At 41.9% G+C, this 15,132-nt stretch carries 16 protein-coding genes; 14 read left to right on the top strand and 2 right to left on the bottom strand.

Going from position 1 to position 15,132, the window contains the following annotated elements:
* Window positions 1–2: 2 nt before the first annotated feature.
* From atpB to GKC25_RS16410, 8 genes are all read left to right on the top strand, one after another.
* Window positions 3–737: a F0F1 ATP synthase subunit A gene (gene atpB, locus GKC25_RS16445; RefSeq protein ID WP_003215198.1), complete on the top strand. Its 735-nt coding sequence runs from the start codon at window positions 3–5 to the stop codon at window positions 735–737.
* A gap of 48 nt (window positions 738–785) precedes the next feature.
* Window positions 786–998 (top strand): F0F1 ATP synthase subunit C, encoded by a 213-nt coding sequence (gene atpE / locus GKC25_RS16440; RefSeq protein ID WP_003214968.1) that lies wholly within the window; start codon window positions 786–788, stop codon window positions 996–998.
* 120 nt (window positions 999–1,118) lie between these two features.
* Entirely contained in the window at window positions 1,119–1,640 is a 522-nt protein-coding gene (gene atpF, locus GKC25_RS16435; protein ID WP_034660288.1) for a F0F1 ATP synthase subunit B, read from the top strand.
* The gene (locus GKC25_RS16430; RefSeq protein WP_034660287.1) at window positions 1,637–2,182 is read left to right on the top strand and encodes a F0F1 ATP synthase subunit delta; all 546 of its coding nucleotides are present in this window, start codon (window positions 1,637–1,639) and stop codon (window positions 2,180–2,182) included. Before atpF ends, GKC25_RS16430 begins: the two co-directional genes overlap by 4 nt.
* Before the next feature lie 16 nt (window positions 2,183–2,198).
* The gene (gene atpA, locus GKC25_RS16425) at window positions 2,199–3,707 is read left to right on the top strand and encodes a F0F1 ATP synthase subunit alpha (RefSeq protein ID WP_034660286.1); all 1,509 of its coding nucleotides are present in this window, start codon (window positions 2,199–2,201) and stop codon (window positions 3,705–3,707) included.
* Window positions 3,708–3,795: 88 nt separating this feature from the next.
* Complete coding sequence (locus GKC25_RS16420) at window positions 3,796–4,662, top strand: F0F1 ATP synthase subunit gamma (protein WP_034660284.1); 867 nt, start codon at window positions 3,796–3,798, stop codon at window positions 4,660–4,662.
* 24 nt (window positions 4,663–4,686) lie between these two features.
* Window positions 4,687–6,108 carry a F0F1 ATP synthase subunit beta gene (atpD, locus tag GKC25_RS16415; RefSeq protein ID WP_034660283.1) on the top strand — a complete coding sequence of 474 codons (1,422 nt, stop codon included), beginning with the start codon at window positions 4,687–4,689 and terminating at the stop codon, window positions 6,106–6,108.
* Between the two features lie 24 nt (window positions 6,109–6,132).
* Window positions 6,133–6,528 carry a F0F1 ATP synthase subunit epsilon gene (locus GKC25_RS16410; protein ID WP_034660282.1) on the top strand — a complete coding sequence of 132 codons (396 nt, stop codon included), beginning with the start codon at window positions 6,133–6,135 and terminating at the stop codon, window positions 6,526–6,528.
* A gap of 41 nt (window positions 6,529–6,569) precedes the next feature.
* Here GKC25_RS16410 and GKC25_RS16405 read toward each other — a convergent pair whose 3' ends face one another.
* Window positions 6,570–7,076: a hypothetical protein gene (locus GKC25_RS16405; RefSeq protein ID WP_374955720.1), complete on the bottom strand. Its 507-nt coding sequence runs from the start codon at window positions 7,074–7,076 to the stop codon at window positions 6,570–6,572.
* Window positions 7,077–7,213: 137 nt separating this feature from the next.
* Here GKC25_RS16405 and GKC25_RS16400 point away from each other — a divergent pair, with 137 nt between their 5' ends.
* The 6 genes from GKC25_RS16400 (at window position 7,214) to GKC25_RS16375 (ending at window position 12,706) form a co-directional block, all read left to right on the top strand.
* Entirely contained in the window at window positions 7,214–7,444 is a 231-nt protein-coding gene (locus GKC25_RS16400) for a DUF1146 family protein (protein ID WP_034660280.1), read from the top strand.
* Window positions 7,445–7,572: 128 nt separating this feature from the next.
* Window positions 7,573–8,307 (top strand): YwmB family TATA-box binding protein, encoded by a 735-nt coding sequence (locus GKC25_RS16395; protein WP_095285682.1) that lies wholly within the window; start codon window positions 7,573–7,575, stop codon window positions 8,305–8,307.
* 32 nt (window positions 8,308–8,339) lie between these two features.
* Window positions 8,340–9,647, top strand: coding sequence for a UDP-N-acetylglucosamine 1-carboxyvinyltransferase (gene murA, locus GKC25_RS16390; RefSeq protein ID WP_034660278.1), 1,308 nt, complete (start codon window positions 8,340–8,342; stop codon window positions 9,645–9,647).
* Window positions 9,648–9,901: 254 nt separating this feature from the next.
* Window positions 9,902–10,927 (top strand): stage II sporulation protein D, encoded by a 1,026-nt coding sequence (spoIID, locus tag GKC25_RS16385; protein ID WP_034660277.1) that lies wholly within the window; start codon window positions 9,902–9,904, stop codon window positions 10,925–10,927.
* A gap of 323 nt (window positions 10,928–11,250) precedes the next feature.
* Window positions 11,251–11,949, top strand: coding sequence for a VWA domain-containing protein (locus GKC25_RS16380; protein ID WP_080869567.1), 699 nt, complete (start codon window positions 11,251–11,253; stop codon window positions 11,947–11,949).
* Window positions 11,950–12,031: 82 nt separating this feature from the next.
* Window positions 12,032–12,706 (top strand): VWA domain-containing protein, encoded by a 675-nt coding sequence (locus GKC25_RS16375; RefSeq protein WP_034660275.1) that lies wholly within the window; start codon window positions 12,032–12,034, stop codon window positions 12,704–12,706.
* A 52-nt stretch (window positions 12,707–12,758) separates the two neighbouring features.
* Here the strand turns inward: GKC25_RS16375 and GKC25_RS16370 are convergent, their stop codons facing one another.
* Window positions 12,759–15,107 (bottom strand): FdhF/YdeP family oxidoreductase, encoded by a 2,349-nt coding sequence (locus tag GKC25_RS16370; protein WP_268495916.1) that lies wholly within the window; start codon window positions 15,105–15,107, stop codon window positions 12,759–12,761.
* Window positions 15,108–15,132 lie beyond the last annotated feature (25 nt).

Genomic DNA, 15,132 nt, shown 5'->3' with positions numbered 1-15,132 from the left:
CTTTGGGTCACAGTTCAAAAACTACAGAATTTTTAGGGTTAACGTTCAACTTATCCAATGTTCTCATGATTACGATTGCTAGTATCATCGTTCTTCTCATAGCGGTGCTGACTACTCGTGTTCTGTCTATTCGTCCGACAAAGGCGCAGAACTTCATGGAATGGATTGTTGATTTTGTTCGAAATATCATAGGTAGTTCGATGGACATGAAAACAGGAGCCCCATTTCTAGCGCTTGGCGTTACATTACTCATGTACATATTTGTTTCAAACATGCTTGGACTGCCATTCTCGATTACGGTCGATCACAACTTGTGGTGGAAATCACCAACAGCAGACCCTGCAATCACAATGACACTAGCGATTATGGTCATGGGATTGACACATTACTACGGTGTCAAGGCAAAAGGAGTCAAGGAATATACGAAAGACTACTTTAGACCAATTCCGCTTTTAGTACCATTGAAACTTATTGAAGAATTTGCAAACACGCTAACACTTGGTTTGCGTCTTTATGGAAACATTTTTGCTGGAGAGATTCTTCTTGGTTTGCTTGCAGGACTTGCGACCAATTTCTACACGCAAAACATTGCGCTTGGTATCGTTGGTACATTAGGTGCCATCGTGCCGATGATTGTATGGCAGGCATTCAGTTTGTTTGTCGGAACAATCCAAGCATTTATCTTCACCATGCTGACAATGGTGTACATTTCCCATAAAGTCAGCGATGAACACTAAAAAATTGAGAGTCCAAAAAGGACGTTATTTTAAAGGAGGAGCTTTTTAATGAATTTAATAGCAGCAGCAATTGCAATCGGTTTGGGAGCACTAGGAGCAGGTATTGGTAACGGTCTAATCGTATCTAAAACAGTTGAAGGAATCGCTCGTCAGCCAGAAGCTGGTAGAGAACTAAGAACACTTATGTTCATCGGGGTCGCTTTAGTTGAGGCACTTCCAATTATCGCTGTCGTTATCGCATTCTTGGCATTCTTTGGTTAATATGTGAGAAGCGTTCTAATATGAATTTTAATGGCGAAGATCAGATTAGTTCGAAACTTCGCCATTCCTTTATGTTTTGTTTCTTAACATATTATTTAAAGAAGGGAGTTGCCGTACTAAATGTCTCAGTTACCAGTGGTTTTAGGAGCAGGTGGCTTAAGTTTCAACGCCGGGGATATGTTATTCCAGCTTATCGCTATGCTCATCCTGCTTGCACTTTTAAAGAAATTTGCGCTTAAACCTTTATTAGGTATTATGAAGCAGCGTGAAGATTATATAGGAAATGAAATTTCAAGTGCTGAACAAAAGCACGTTCAAGCTGAAAAGCTTCTTGAAGAACAACGTGTCTTATTGAAAGAAGCACGCGAAGAATCACATACACTCATCGAAAATGCGAAAAAGATTGGTGAGAAACAAAAAGAAGAGATCATTCAAGCAGCACGTCAAGAGTCAGAGCGCTTGAAAGAGTCTGCTAGAACTGAAATCGTGAAAGAAAAAGAACAAGCTGTGGCTGCACTGCGCGAGCAGGTTGCATCACTATCTGTACTCATTGCATCTAAAGTGATTGAAAGAGAACTTGATGAGCAAGCACAAGAGAAATTGATTCAAGAGTATCTTAAAGAGGCAGGCGAAAGCCGATGAGCGTGACTATTGTCTCTAAGCGTTACGCTTCTGCTCTTTTTGACATCGTTCTTGCTTCTTCGGCAGTAGACGAAACTGAAAAAGAGCTGAATGAGATCAAAAAAGTTCTAAAGGCTGACCAAGAATTGAATGACTTTCTTGTTCATCCAAAGATTACGGCAGATAAAAAGAAACATTTGATTGCAGAAGCTTTCAAAGGTGTTTCGACACATGTATTGCACACAATGTATTTATTGATTGACCGCGGACGCACGAATATTTTCTCTGAAATGACGTCTGAGTTTGTGAAACTTGCAAACCGCACGAAACAAATAGACGATGCGGTCGTGTATTCAGTGAAACCGCTGAGCGGCGCTGAAATTCAATCTTTATCTGAAGTATTTGCCAAAAAAGCCGGAGTCACATCACTGCGTGTTGAAAATGTGATTGACAAGGATCTAATAGGCGGAGTGAAAATCCGTATCGGAAACCGCATTTATGACGGCAGTGTCAGCGGAAAGCTTTCCCGCATTGAACGTCAGCTTGCAGGCGAAAATCGTTAGAAGGGGTGAAACCTTAGTGAGTATCAAAGCTGAAGAGATTAGCGCGCTGATAAAGCAGCAAATCCAAAACTATCAATCTGAAATTGAAGTAAAAGATGTCGGTACAGTCATTCAAGTAGGGGACGGTATCGCGCGTGTACATGGCCTTGACAACATTATGGCAGGAGAGCTGGTTGAGTTCTCTAATGGTGTAATGGGTATGGCTCAAAACCTTGAGGAGTCTAACGTAGGTATCGTGATTTTAGGACCTTACAAAGATATCCGTGAAGGTGACGATGTAAAACGTACAGGTCGTATCATGGAGGTTCCAGTAGGTGAAGAATTAATCGGACGTATTGTGAACCCACTTGGTCAGCCTGTTGATGGACTAGGTCCAATCTTAACGAGCAAAACTCGTCCAATCGAAAGTGAAGCACCAGGCGTTATGGATCGTAAATCTGTACATGAGCCGCTTCAAACAGGGATTAAAGCAATTGATGCCTTGATTCCAATCGGACGCGGACAGCGTGAATTGATCATTGGTGACCGTCAAACAGGTAAAACATCTGTTGCAATTGATACGATCCTAAACCAAAAAGATCAAGACATGATCTGTATTTATGTAGCGATCGGACAAAAAGAATCAACGGTTCGTGGTGTTGTTGAAACACTTCGTAAGCATGGTGCGCTTGATTACACAATCGTAGTCACAGCTTCTGCATCACAGCCAGCCCCGCTTCTTTACCTTGCTCCTTATGCAGGTGTAACGATGGGTGAGGAATTCATGTATAACGGCAAGCACGTACTTGTTGTATATGATGACCTTTCTAAACAAGCGGCAGCTTACCGTGAGCTTTCATTATTGCTTCGCCGTCCTCCAGGTCGTGAGGCATTCCCTGGTGATGTTTTCTATCTTCACTCTCGTTTATTAGAGCGTGCAGCGAAGCTTAGTGACGAAAAGGGTGGCGGTTCTATCACAGCATTGCCTTTCGTAGAAACGCAAGCTGGCGATATCTCTGCATATATCCCAACAAACGTTATTTCAATCACAGATGGACAGATTTTCTTACAATCTGATCTCTTCTTCTCAGGCGTACGTCCAGCAGTAAACGCAGGATTGTCTGTATCTCGTGTAGGTGGTTCTGCACAAATCAAAGCGATGAAAAAGGTAGCAGGTACACTTCGTCTGGATCTTGCTTCTTATCGTGAGCTTGAAGCATTCGCTCAGTTTGGATCTGATCTAGACCAAGCGACTCAAGCAAAATTAAACCGTGGTGCTAGAACAGTTGAAGTCTTAAAACAAGACTTGAACAAACCGCTTAAAGTTGAAAAACAAGTAGCGATTCTTTATGCACTTACAAGAGGATACTTAGACGATGTCGCGATTGCTGATGTCAAACGTTTTGAAGCTGAGTTATTCATGTACATTGAAGAAAACCATAAAGACTTGTTTGACACCATCTCTCAAACAGGAAACATGCCTGCTGATGAAGAGTGGAATACAGCAATCGAAGGCTTTAAACGTACGTTTGCACCAAGCAACTAATTAGTAATCTTTCCGAGAGAAAAAGATTCTCTTTTTCTCTCTTTTCACGTAAATGAACACGGATTCCTGAAAAAAGGTGGTGAAATCTTTGGCCTCATTACGCGATATAAAGTCAAGGATCACGTCAACGAAAAAATCGAGTCAGATCACAAAAGCGATGCAAATGGTATCAGCTGCGAAACTGAATCGTGCTGAAAACAATGCGAAGTCTTTTGTTCCTTACATGGAGAAAATCCAGGAAGTGGTTGCTGCAATCGCAACTGGAACAAGTGCTAAGCACCCAATGCTTCTTTCAAGACCTGTCAAGAAAACAGGGTATCTCGTCATTACATCTGATCGGGGGCTTGCAGGACCTTTTAACAGCTCGATTTTGCGTGCCGCTTACCAAACCATTCAATCTCGTCATCAATCCGCTGATGAATATGCGGTGATTGTGATTGGTAAAATCGGACGCGACTTCTTCAAAAAGCGCGGTATTCCAGTTATTTCTGAAGTAACAGGGCTTGGAGACGAAGTAGCGTTTGCTGATATTAAAGAATTAGCAAGCAGTACAGTTCAAATGTTCTCTGATGAAGCGTTTGACGAACTTTACATGTTCTACAACCACTTTGTCAGTGCCATTTCACAAGAAGTAACAGAGAAGAAATTATTGCCGCTAACGGACCTTTCGGCCGCAGCGACACCAAATAAACGTTCCGCATCTTATGAGTTTGAGCCTTCTGAAGAAGAAATTCTTGAAGTTCTCCTTCCTCAATATGCAGAGAGTTTGATTTTCGGTGCGCTTCTTGACAGCAAAGCAAGTGAACATGCTGCAAGGATGACAGCAATGAAGAGTGCAACAGACAACGCAAAAGAATTGATCGACAACCTGACACTCTCTTATAACCGTGCTCGTCAAGCAGCGATTACACAAGAGATTACAGAAATTGTCGGCGGAGCAGCTGCCTTAGAATAGAAATAATTGTCAGGAGGGAATGCAATGAAAACAGGACGCATCAGTCAGATCATGGGACCAGTCGTAGACGTTCATTTTGAAGACGGTCACTTGCCTGAGATTTATAATGCGATCAGAGTTTCGCATAAAGCGGAAAGCGAAAGTGAAGTTACTATCGACTTAACTTTAGAAGTAGCACTACATTTAGGTGATAATACAGTCAGAACCATCGCAATGGCATCAACAGACGGTGTGAAGCGCGGTATGGAAGCTGTAGACCTTGGAAAACCAATTTCAGTACCAGTTGGTAACGTAACACTTGGACGTGTATTCAACGTACTGGGAGATAACATTGACTTAGATGAGCCACTTGGTGTGGAAGCTCAAAGAGATCCAATCCACAGACAAGCGCCTTCTTTTGATCAACTTTCTACAGAAGTTGAAATTCTTGAAACGGGTATTAAAGTTGTTGACCTTCTTGCTCCTTACATCAAGGGTGGAAAGATCGGTCTATTCGGTGGAGCCGGTGTAGGTAAAACCGTTCTGATTCAAGAATTGATCAACAACATCGCACAAGAACACGGCGGTATTTCTGTATTCGCTGGTGTTGGAGAGCGTACACGTGAAGGAAACGACCTTTACTACGAAATGAAAGATTCTGGCGTTATCGAAAAAACAGCCATGGTCTTCGGCCAAATGAACGAGCCGCCAGGTGCGCGTATGCGTGTTGCCCTAACTGGTTTGACAATGGCAGAGCATTTCCGTGATGAACTAGGTCAAGACGTATTGTTCTTCATCGATAACATCTATCGTTTTACCCAAGCAGGTTCTGAAGTATCAGCCCTTCTTGGACGTATGCCTTCAGCGGTAGGTTATCAGCCGACACTTGCAACAGAAATGGGTCAGCTGCAAGAGCGTATCACGTCTACAAACGTAGGATCGGTTACATCGATTCAAGCGATCTATGTACCTGCGGATGACTATACGGATCCAGCTCCAGCAACAACGTTCGCTCACCTTGATGCAACGACAAACCTTGAGCGTAAGCTGACTGAAATGGGTATTTACCCAGCGGTTGATCCTCTTGCTTCAACATCTCGTGCACTTGCACCTGAGATCGTTGGCGAAGAGCATTATGCCATTGCGCGTGAAGTGCAGCAAACATTGCAGCGTTATAAAGAACTACAAGATATCATTGCCATTTTAGGTATGGATGAATTATCTGAGGACGATAAGCTTGTGGTACACAGAGCACGTCGTGTTCAATTCTTCCTATCTCAAAACTTCCACGTAGCAGAGCAGTTCACTGGCCAAAAGGGTTCTTATGTGCCATTGAAAGAAACTGTTAAAGGCTTCAAGGAAATCTTATCTGGTAAATACGATCACCTTCCAGAAGATGCATTCCGCTTAGTTGGACGCATTGAAGAAGTGGTTGAAAAAGCCAAAGAGATGGGTGTAGAGGCCTAATCTGGTCCTTAGGAGGGTAAAAGCATGAAGACCGTTCAAGTCAATATCGTTACTCCCGACGGCCCAGTGTATGAAGCGGATGTGGAAATGGTCAGTGTCAGAGCAGAAAGCGGTGAGCTTGGTATTTTAGCTGGCCACGTTCCAATGGTTGCTCCGCTAAAAATCGGTGCAGTTCGCTTAAAACATAGTGGATCAACTGAATTGGTTGCAGTAAGTGGCGGATTTGTTGAAGTTCGCCCTGAACAAGTAACCATTCTTGCTCAGGCCGCTGAAACATCAGATAAAGTTGATGTCGATCGTGCTAAATCAGCGAAACAGCGTGCTGAAGAGCATTTGAACCACCCGAATGAAAGTGATGTACGCCGGGCGGAACTCGCATTAAAACGGGCGTTAAACCGTTTAAATGTAGCAGGGAAATAAAACAGAAAATCCTTCTTATCATTGTGATAAGAAGGATTTTTTTAGAATGACATGAGAGATTGGTACATCGACACATACGGGTGAGAATCCTGTTTTTCAAGATATAAGTGCTCGCAAAACTGCGTACTATGCCACGTTTTATTGTGCCGGCGCAAACCAAGCGTATATTGATGCGGAGAGTCCATATAAGGCCGTACTACCCAGTCAGCATCTGAATGATGACGGAGGACAACCTCTCCCATATACACACTCATCATCGCTTCTAATGCATCTATTGGCATTTTCCACTCAGCAAACAGCTGCTTGGTAAATGCATCAAAGTATAGTGATTCTAACTGATACAGGCTTTCCTCAGAATAATCCAAAGAAATGTTATGAAAATGACACAATTGCGCTAATTCTTCTAGCTGTGTCTGTCTATAATCAAAGTAGAAAGCAATGGCCTCCCATTCATGATCAAATGAGGGAACCAGTTCTCCGTACAAATCAACAAAGTCAGGAAAAGAATCTTTCAATGTGTTCAGCTCCTTCCACACGCAGTATATCATCTCCCTGGCACCAGGATAAGAGGGGATTCACTCTAAATATAGCTCTTTTTTCCAAATGATTCATCTTTCCGATTTTCGAGGATATAATGAAAGGGAGTTTTCCTTTACAGAAATAAATAAAAGGAGGATTCAACTGTATGGAAGACGTAGGACAACAAGCCATCGTGAGTATTGTGATCCACCTGTTTTTTATTGCGGTAACATGGTGGGCATTGCTTGCCGTAAATATTGATCCACTGATTAAAAAAGGGAAAATCGTTCAGGCAAGATTGCTGATGATGCTCATTACCATTGCCATCGCATCTGCAGTCAGCAATTTCTTCCTTGATTACTTAAATTTCTCTAGACAAATTCCTTATATGTTCTAACATAAAAGGTTTGGTCACTGCCTTATGCGGGAACGTAAAAAGAAGCGTCAAAAGTATGGTCTTTGATGACTTTTCCACGTATGCATAGACCTCCTTGCGGCAACACTTGTAGCAAGGGGGAATGACAAGTGAGAAAGTATGTAAAAGGTTGGCCATTATTTGCGTTTATTCTTTTTTTTGTTCTGATGATTCAAGGTGTTCGTGCGGAAGAATCTTCTCCGCTCGCCCAAATAGCAGAAGGTCTGAAAAACCAGCAAATTGAAGTAGATGGATGGTCCCTTCACGCCAAAACAAATGTAGACATTTCATCCGAACAATTTTCAAAAAAAGTGCAACGTTTGAAAGACGAACTACGACAGTATGAGTGGACCGAAAAAGAAGAGAAACATGTCACCAAAGTCACAGGAATTTACAAAGATGAAAAAAATGATACTTTATCGAAAATTTTACTCGTGAAGACCGACACAAAATCCAATCAAAAGTCGTATTTATTATATGAGCAAAAAGGTGCTCGCCCACTGAATACCTGGGAGCATACATATGATCAGTTCGTACGTCATGCAAAAAGCATATTACAAGAGAAATTTGTAATTTTTACTTGTCTCGATGGTCATGTAAATGGTATGATGGATGTTGTTTTGCAAAAAAAAGCTGAAACGTTAGCAAATGAATTTCAAGCAAAACCAGTTGAGTATCTCGTTGAGTCTAATTTTGTGTCGCTTTCCGCTTACACAGATAAGTGGGAACAGTTCATTATGACTTCAAATGATAAAATGAATGTTCAAATTGCCATCAGAAGTTCGGAAATGAACGAAAATCATACGATTACGGTTGGCACACCAATCGTAACGACTGAATATTAATATAGAGAATTTGGGACGCGGAGGGGAAGACCTTGGAAAAAATCATCGTCCGCGGCGGTCAAAAGTTAAACGGCACAGTTAAAGTAGAAGGCGCAAAAAATGCCGTTTTACCAGTTATCGCTGCATCTTTGTTAGCAAGTACAGAAAAAAGCGTAATTTGTGATGTACCTACGCTCTCCGATGTATATACAATCAATGAAGTGTTACGTCATTTAGGAGCAGAAGTACATTTTGAAAATAACGAAGTATCAGTGGATGCATCTCATGCACTAGAAACTGAGGCTCCGTTTGAGTATGTCCGTAAAATGCGAGCGTCTGTGCTCGTCATGGGACCACTTTTAGCAAGAACAGGTCATGCAAGAGTTGCATTACCTGGAGGCTGTGCGATTGGTTCAAGACCAATTGACCAGCATTTAAAAGGCTTTGAAGCAATGGGAGCTAAAATTCAAGTAGGAAATGGTTTCATCGAGGCTGAAGTAAAAGGCCGTTTAAAAGGTGCGAAAATCTATTTGGATTTCCCAAGTGTCGGTGCAACTGAAAACATCATCATGGCAGCAGCATTAGCTGAAGGAACAACGATTTTAGAAAACGTAGCAAAAGAACCTGAAATTGTTGATTTGGCAAACTACATCAATGCCATGGGCGGTAAGGTTCGCGGAGCTGGTACTGGTACAATCAAAATCGAAGGTGTGGAAACACTTCACGGTGCAAAACACAACATCATCCCTGACAGAATTGAAGCAGGTACTTTCATGGTGGCAGCAGCTATTACAGAAGGAAATGTTCTTGTAAAGGGCGCAGTGCCAGAGCACATGACATCACTTGTAGCAAAAATGGAAGAAATGGGTATTCAGATCATTGAAGAAGAAGAAGGTTTAAGAGTCATTGGACCATCTGAGCTCAAGCCAATCGATCTAAAAACAATGCCACATCCTGGTTTCCCAACGGATATGCAATCTCAGATGATGGCGCTATTGCTTCGTGCGAACGGAACAAGCATGATTACAGAAACGGTGTTTGAAAACCGCTTTATGCATGCTGAAGAATTCCGCCGCATGAATGGCGATATTAAAATTGAGGGTCGCTCTGTGATTATCAACGGGCCGGTTCAACTTCAAGGTGCTGAAGTATCAGCGACTGATTTAAGAGCAGGAGCAGCACTTGTACTTGCTGGATTAGTAGCAGAAGGTCATACACGTGTCACTGAGTTGAAGCATATCGATCGTGGTTATGTGAACTTCCACCAGAAGCTTGCAGCAATCGGTGCAGATATTGAAAGAGTAAACGATGAAACAGCAGATGTGACACAAGAACAAGTTGTATCAGATCTGAACGCGTAATCATAAAGAAATCAGTGTGTCCATGGGGCATGCTGATTTTTTTTAGAATCATAGAATGCTTTATTTTTAAAGCTTATCATTAGTGTATCCAACCATCTTAAATTTTATTCATAAAGACGAACAGTAAAATCAGTTGATAAACAGCCTCATATCTTCATCAAAAGACTTGTCCACTGAATGAAAGAAGCTGTCATATTAGCTTGTCCCCGCCCATAGGATAAAAGAGATTCAATGACAAATGGGGGCAGCCAAATATGAAACCAATGATATGGACAATCGCAGGAATATGCATCATTATTTTAATGATTCCAACTTTACTTGTGTTGCCGACGTTTCAAGGGAAACCGGAGGTAAGCCAGCATGTATCAGCGGAGCCATCAGTTAAAAAAGAAGTGAAGGGTACAGTCAAATTGAAGCAATCACCCGTCGCTATCCCCGTCTATCGTTCAGCTCATCAGCAGGTAGAAAACATCCCCTTAGAAGAGTATGTGATCGGTGTCGTAGCGTCTGAAATGCCAGCTGATTTTGAAATGGAAGCACTCAAGGCACAGGCACTCGCTGCAAGAACGTATATCGTCAGACAAATGATCATCGATAAGACTGTCAAATCACCAAAGGGCTCTCTTGTAGATGACACCCAAATGTTCCAAGTTTATAAAAACAAGCAGGAACTCAAGAAAATTTGGGGGAAAGCGTACAATTGGAAGTTAAAAAAAGTCACAGAAGCTGTCGCCAGCACACAAGGAAAAGTGCTGACTTATGATGAGAAACCAATTGATGCCTCATTCTTTTCAACAAGTAACGGAAAAACGGAAAATGCCGAAGCTTATTGGAAAAACGAAATCCCATATTTGAAAAGTGTCTCAAGTAAATGGGACGAAAAATCGCCAAAATTTCAAAATAAGAAAACCATCACAGTTAGTGAATTTCAGCAAAAATTAGGTGTGACGCTCACTCAGCAGGCTCAGGTAGGACAGATAGTAGAACGGACGCCAGGAAATCAAGTAGCGAAAGCCGTAATAAACGGTAAAACATTGACAGGCAGAGACATTCGAGAGTCACTAGGACTTCATTCAGCGGACTTTACATGGGAACGACAGGGCCAGCAAATTATCATTACGACAAAAGGGTATGGCCATGGGGTTGGAATGAGTCAGTATGGTGCGCACTATATGGCACAGTCAGGCAAAAAAGTAGAGGCTATCGTGAAACATTATTATAAAGGGATTCAAATTGAATCAGCTGAACGTTTTCTCAACACGTATATGGCTAAAAAATAAAGCAAAGTTGCCTCAGAAATGGGGCATCTTTTTTTGTGTTCCAAGAGGTTTGAACAGAATGTGTCAATTTGCGACTTAAGACGCACCTCAGGAAATCTTAAACATTTACGTCCCGACAAGAACCGATGGCCGATACAAAGCCCCTCGAAAGAAGGAGAAAACAAAAGAAAAAATGATGTGTTAGGTGAATATATCTAGACAACTGACAGATTTTTAGTGATTTTGATGAAAGAGAAAAAGGGACCGAGTCCTATACCATTCCAAGACAGAATATTTTACGATTAAGATGTTTCAATTAAATACATAAGGAGGAAGGAAAAATGATGTTGAAAAAAGTATTTACACTCGTAACCTTAGCTGTATTGACATTATCTATGTCAATCTCTTCACCAGTATTTGCAAAAGCATCTACAGTCAAAAAACATAACAAAGATGTAAGAGTTACTATCTTACTTGATGCAAGTGGAAGCATGGCAAGAAAAGTAGAGGGAGAACGCAAATTTGACCTCGCAAAACAAGAGGTATTTAAATTTGCTCAGTCACTTCCAAAAGACGCTAAAATTCGTATGAGCTTGTTTGGCTCTGAAGGTAACAACAAAAATTCAGGTAAAGCTCAATCATGTGAAGTCATTAGAGGCGTTTATGGCGTACAGCCTTACGAAAAAGAAAGCTTTGAAAACTCTTTAAACGGACTTGGACCAAATGGCTGGACACCGATTGCTCGTGCTCTTGAAAATGCAAAGCAAACGGATGAACAGCTTAATGGTGGAACAAAACATATTGTGTACCTAATCACTGATGGTGAAGAAACTTGTGGCGGAGATCCAGTAAAAGTAGCAAAAGAATTGCATAACTCAAAAGGATCGACTGTTGTTAATGTGATCGGATTAGACTTTAACGATGGCTATGAAGGTCAATTGAAGCAAGTAGCCAAAGCGGGTAAAGGCCAATACTACCAAGCAAGCACTGGTAAAGAAATGGGTTCTATCTTGTCGGCAGAATCATTAAAACTACACGAATAACTTGCTGAACAAAAGGGAAACGATTGATGTATGCTATCGTTTCTCTTTTTCTGTACAAATGTAAAAAGGGAGGTTTTTATGAATGAAACGAAATATTGTATTAACCATTTTGGCTAGTCTTGTCCTGCTTCTTTCTTCACCAGCTCATGCTGTGACAAAACAGGAGCCTGCTCATGTGGTGATATTACTTGATTTAAGCGGCAGCATGGCACAATCAGTTGAAGGCGAAAAGAAAATCGATATCGCCAAACGTTCTATTCAAAGCTTCGCAAGTATTTTATCAGAAGATACACAAGTCCTGCTACGTGTGTTTGGTCATGAAGGAACCAATAAAAATGCAGGAAAAGCAGTTTCTTGTGGAAGCTCTGAAGCCGTTTACGGATTTGGATCATATGAGCCATCAACATTTCAGCAAGCACTGAATGTGTATAAGCCGACCGGCTGGACACCACTTGCAAAAGCATTAACAGATACGAAACAAGATTTTGAAGATCACCAGGCTGAAGGAAAAAATATTGTCTATGTCGTCAGTGATGGTAAAGAAACTTGTGGAGGAAGCCCTTCACAAGCAGCAAAGGAATTACATGAAGACGGAATTGACACCATCGTCAATATCATCGGCTTTGACGTGAATGAAAAAGAAGCAAAAAGTCTAAAGTCTGTTGCCAAAGCGGGTGGTGGACAATATCAACCGGCTGCGAATGCCGAAGAATTGAATCACATTCTACAAAATGAAGCGAGCGCTTTTGGTCAGTAGGATGTGAATGGGAGCTGGGGATTGTTTTCCCCAGCTGTTTTTTAGTTGAAGATCAATTCAAAGTGGTTTCTAATTCATCAATTCGTTTCTCCACGTAGTGCTGATCTTTTCTTGCATGAAAAGTTTCGGCTTTTTCTAATATTGCCGCCGTATTATACTCGGGAATCTGTGAGTAGCTCTCATACACACCCTTTGGAATTAAAACGTTCCCTTCAGGCCAATAAACAGCGATATTGCCACGTTTCAAATCCCCGAATTGAGCCACTCCTTGATAGGACCCATATTGATTAAACAAGACAACTGGATCACCTTCTTGGACATAAAGTTCTTTTGCATCTTCGTTATTCATCAAGATAGAATGACGCTTCCCACCATTAAAGGCATCCTTTTCACTATAGATCATGGAGTTGAATTGCTTTCCTCTTCTTGTCGTGATATTAAAATGTCCCTCGGTTTTTCGGTATTGAGGCAGCTGGGCAGGAAGAAGATGTCCTTTGCCGTCTGGTGTTGGACACTCCCCGTCTTCACATAGCCATGCGCCACCCCATTGAAAAACGTCTCCTTTATGACGCAAATGCTGGATGCCGTCATAGTTTCGATTTGCGACCGCAATCTCACGGCGAATGTCTTCAGCTGTTTCGAAATGAATCAGCTCAGCATCTTCTGGCCGGACTCTTTTTGCAAGATCAATATAAATGTCCCATTCTGCTCTGGCTTCCTCAATACGAGGTCCTTCAATTTCTGGACTGAAATATACCATGCGTTCCGTACTAGTTGATGTACCGCCGCCTGGCTGTTCATATCTTGTCATAGCAGGCAGAACAATTACCGTCTCTTCTGCCTCTACAAGTGTAGAGGTATTCAAAATGATATCTTGATGGACACGGAGTTCAAGCTCAGATAAAGCTTTTTCGATCGCATCTGGATTTGGCATCGTTTCTAAAAAGTTTCCGCCGCTCGTAAACAGCATTTTGAGTTTTTGCGGATGTTCTTTTGGGAGAGCCATTTTCTCAAAGGATTGCCCAATGGTGTCACCATGCCATTTCGGAATGTCAAACCCCCAAATTTTTTCGATTCTTTCAATATTCTCTTCATCAAAATCACTGCCCGGCAAAACGAATGGATCAGCACCCATTTCACCAGAACCTTGAACGCCGCTATGCCCCCGAATTGGCATGACACCACAATGTTTCCTGCCAATAAATCCACGTAACATAGCAAGGTTGGCGACCTGTGATATATTATCAGTTGCAAAGCGGTGCTGGGTAAGACCCATACTCCAAATAAAAACGCCTGAATTGGCATTGGCAAGGAGGTTCGCAAATTCCTTCATTCTTTCTTTTGATAAGCCTGATGATGCTTCTAGGTCCCCCCACTTCAACTGTGCGACATGCTGCTTTAAATCCTGTATGCCGGTAGTATGGGCTTGAATAAATTCATGATCAAGAGCGGAATGGGGAGCATGCTGCTCCATGTCAAACCAATGTTTGATGACGCCGTTCATAAACGCAATATCGCCGCCTATATTGACTTGATAGAAATCATCCGCGATTTTTGTGCCGAATAGAGCACTTTCTGGAATAGAGGGAACCCAGTACTTTTCCATGGCAGGCTCTTTGTACGGATTGATGACAATAATTTTGGTTCCTTTCTTTTTCGCCGCATACATATATTTAGTGGAAACGGGCTGATTGTTTGCTGCGACAGATCCCCAAAAAATTAAGACATCCGTTCCGATCCAATCGTTGTAATTACAGCTGGAGGCTCCTATACCAAGGGATCGTTTAAGAGCGGTTTTGCTCGGTGAATGACATATGCGAGACGCATTATCAATATGATTTGTCCCGATAAAGCGAGCTGCCTTCGCAGCGGTATAATAGACTTCATTTGTAATTCCTCTAGCCGTTAAATAGAAAGCGAGCTGCCGTTTATCAATTGATTTGATTTTAGCTGCGATTTGATCTAATGCATCATCCCAGGAAATACGCGTAAAGGCATTGTCACCTTTTTTTCGAATCAGTGGATAAGGAATACGGCCAAGTTTGCGAAGAGAGGTGCTGTCCATTTGTTTGAGCTGTTGAATATCTTCGAACCATTTTGGATCAATAGCTGGCATTGTATTAAGACGAAGTACATTTAGTCTTGTGGTGCATATATGAGGTCCTGCGAGCGTTTGGTCATATAACCCTGAAACACCCAGGGCACAGCCATCACACACGCCCTGCGTTAAAATACGATATGCATAGGGGAGATTATCCTTGTTTTCCCATGCCACTTTCATCGTATCTCGAATGTGTTTCGGTTTTACTTTTCCAAGCCCCATAGGCGCAAAAGAGGCCCATAGCTTTGGTGAGGGTTTTTTATTAAGCTTAATAGGCCCCTTATGTTTTGTTCTCCCCATGATATCATCACCCTCCTATTACTTT

It is taken from the genome of Bacillus pumilus (assembly GCF_038738535.1).
Lineage (GTDB): Bacteria > Bacillota > Bacilli > Bacillales > Bacillaceae > Bacillus.
Note: the sequence above shows the minus strand (reverse complement) of the source record. Positions and strands in the feature narration are given on the sequence as shown.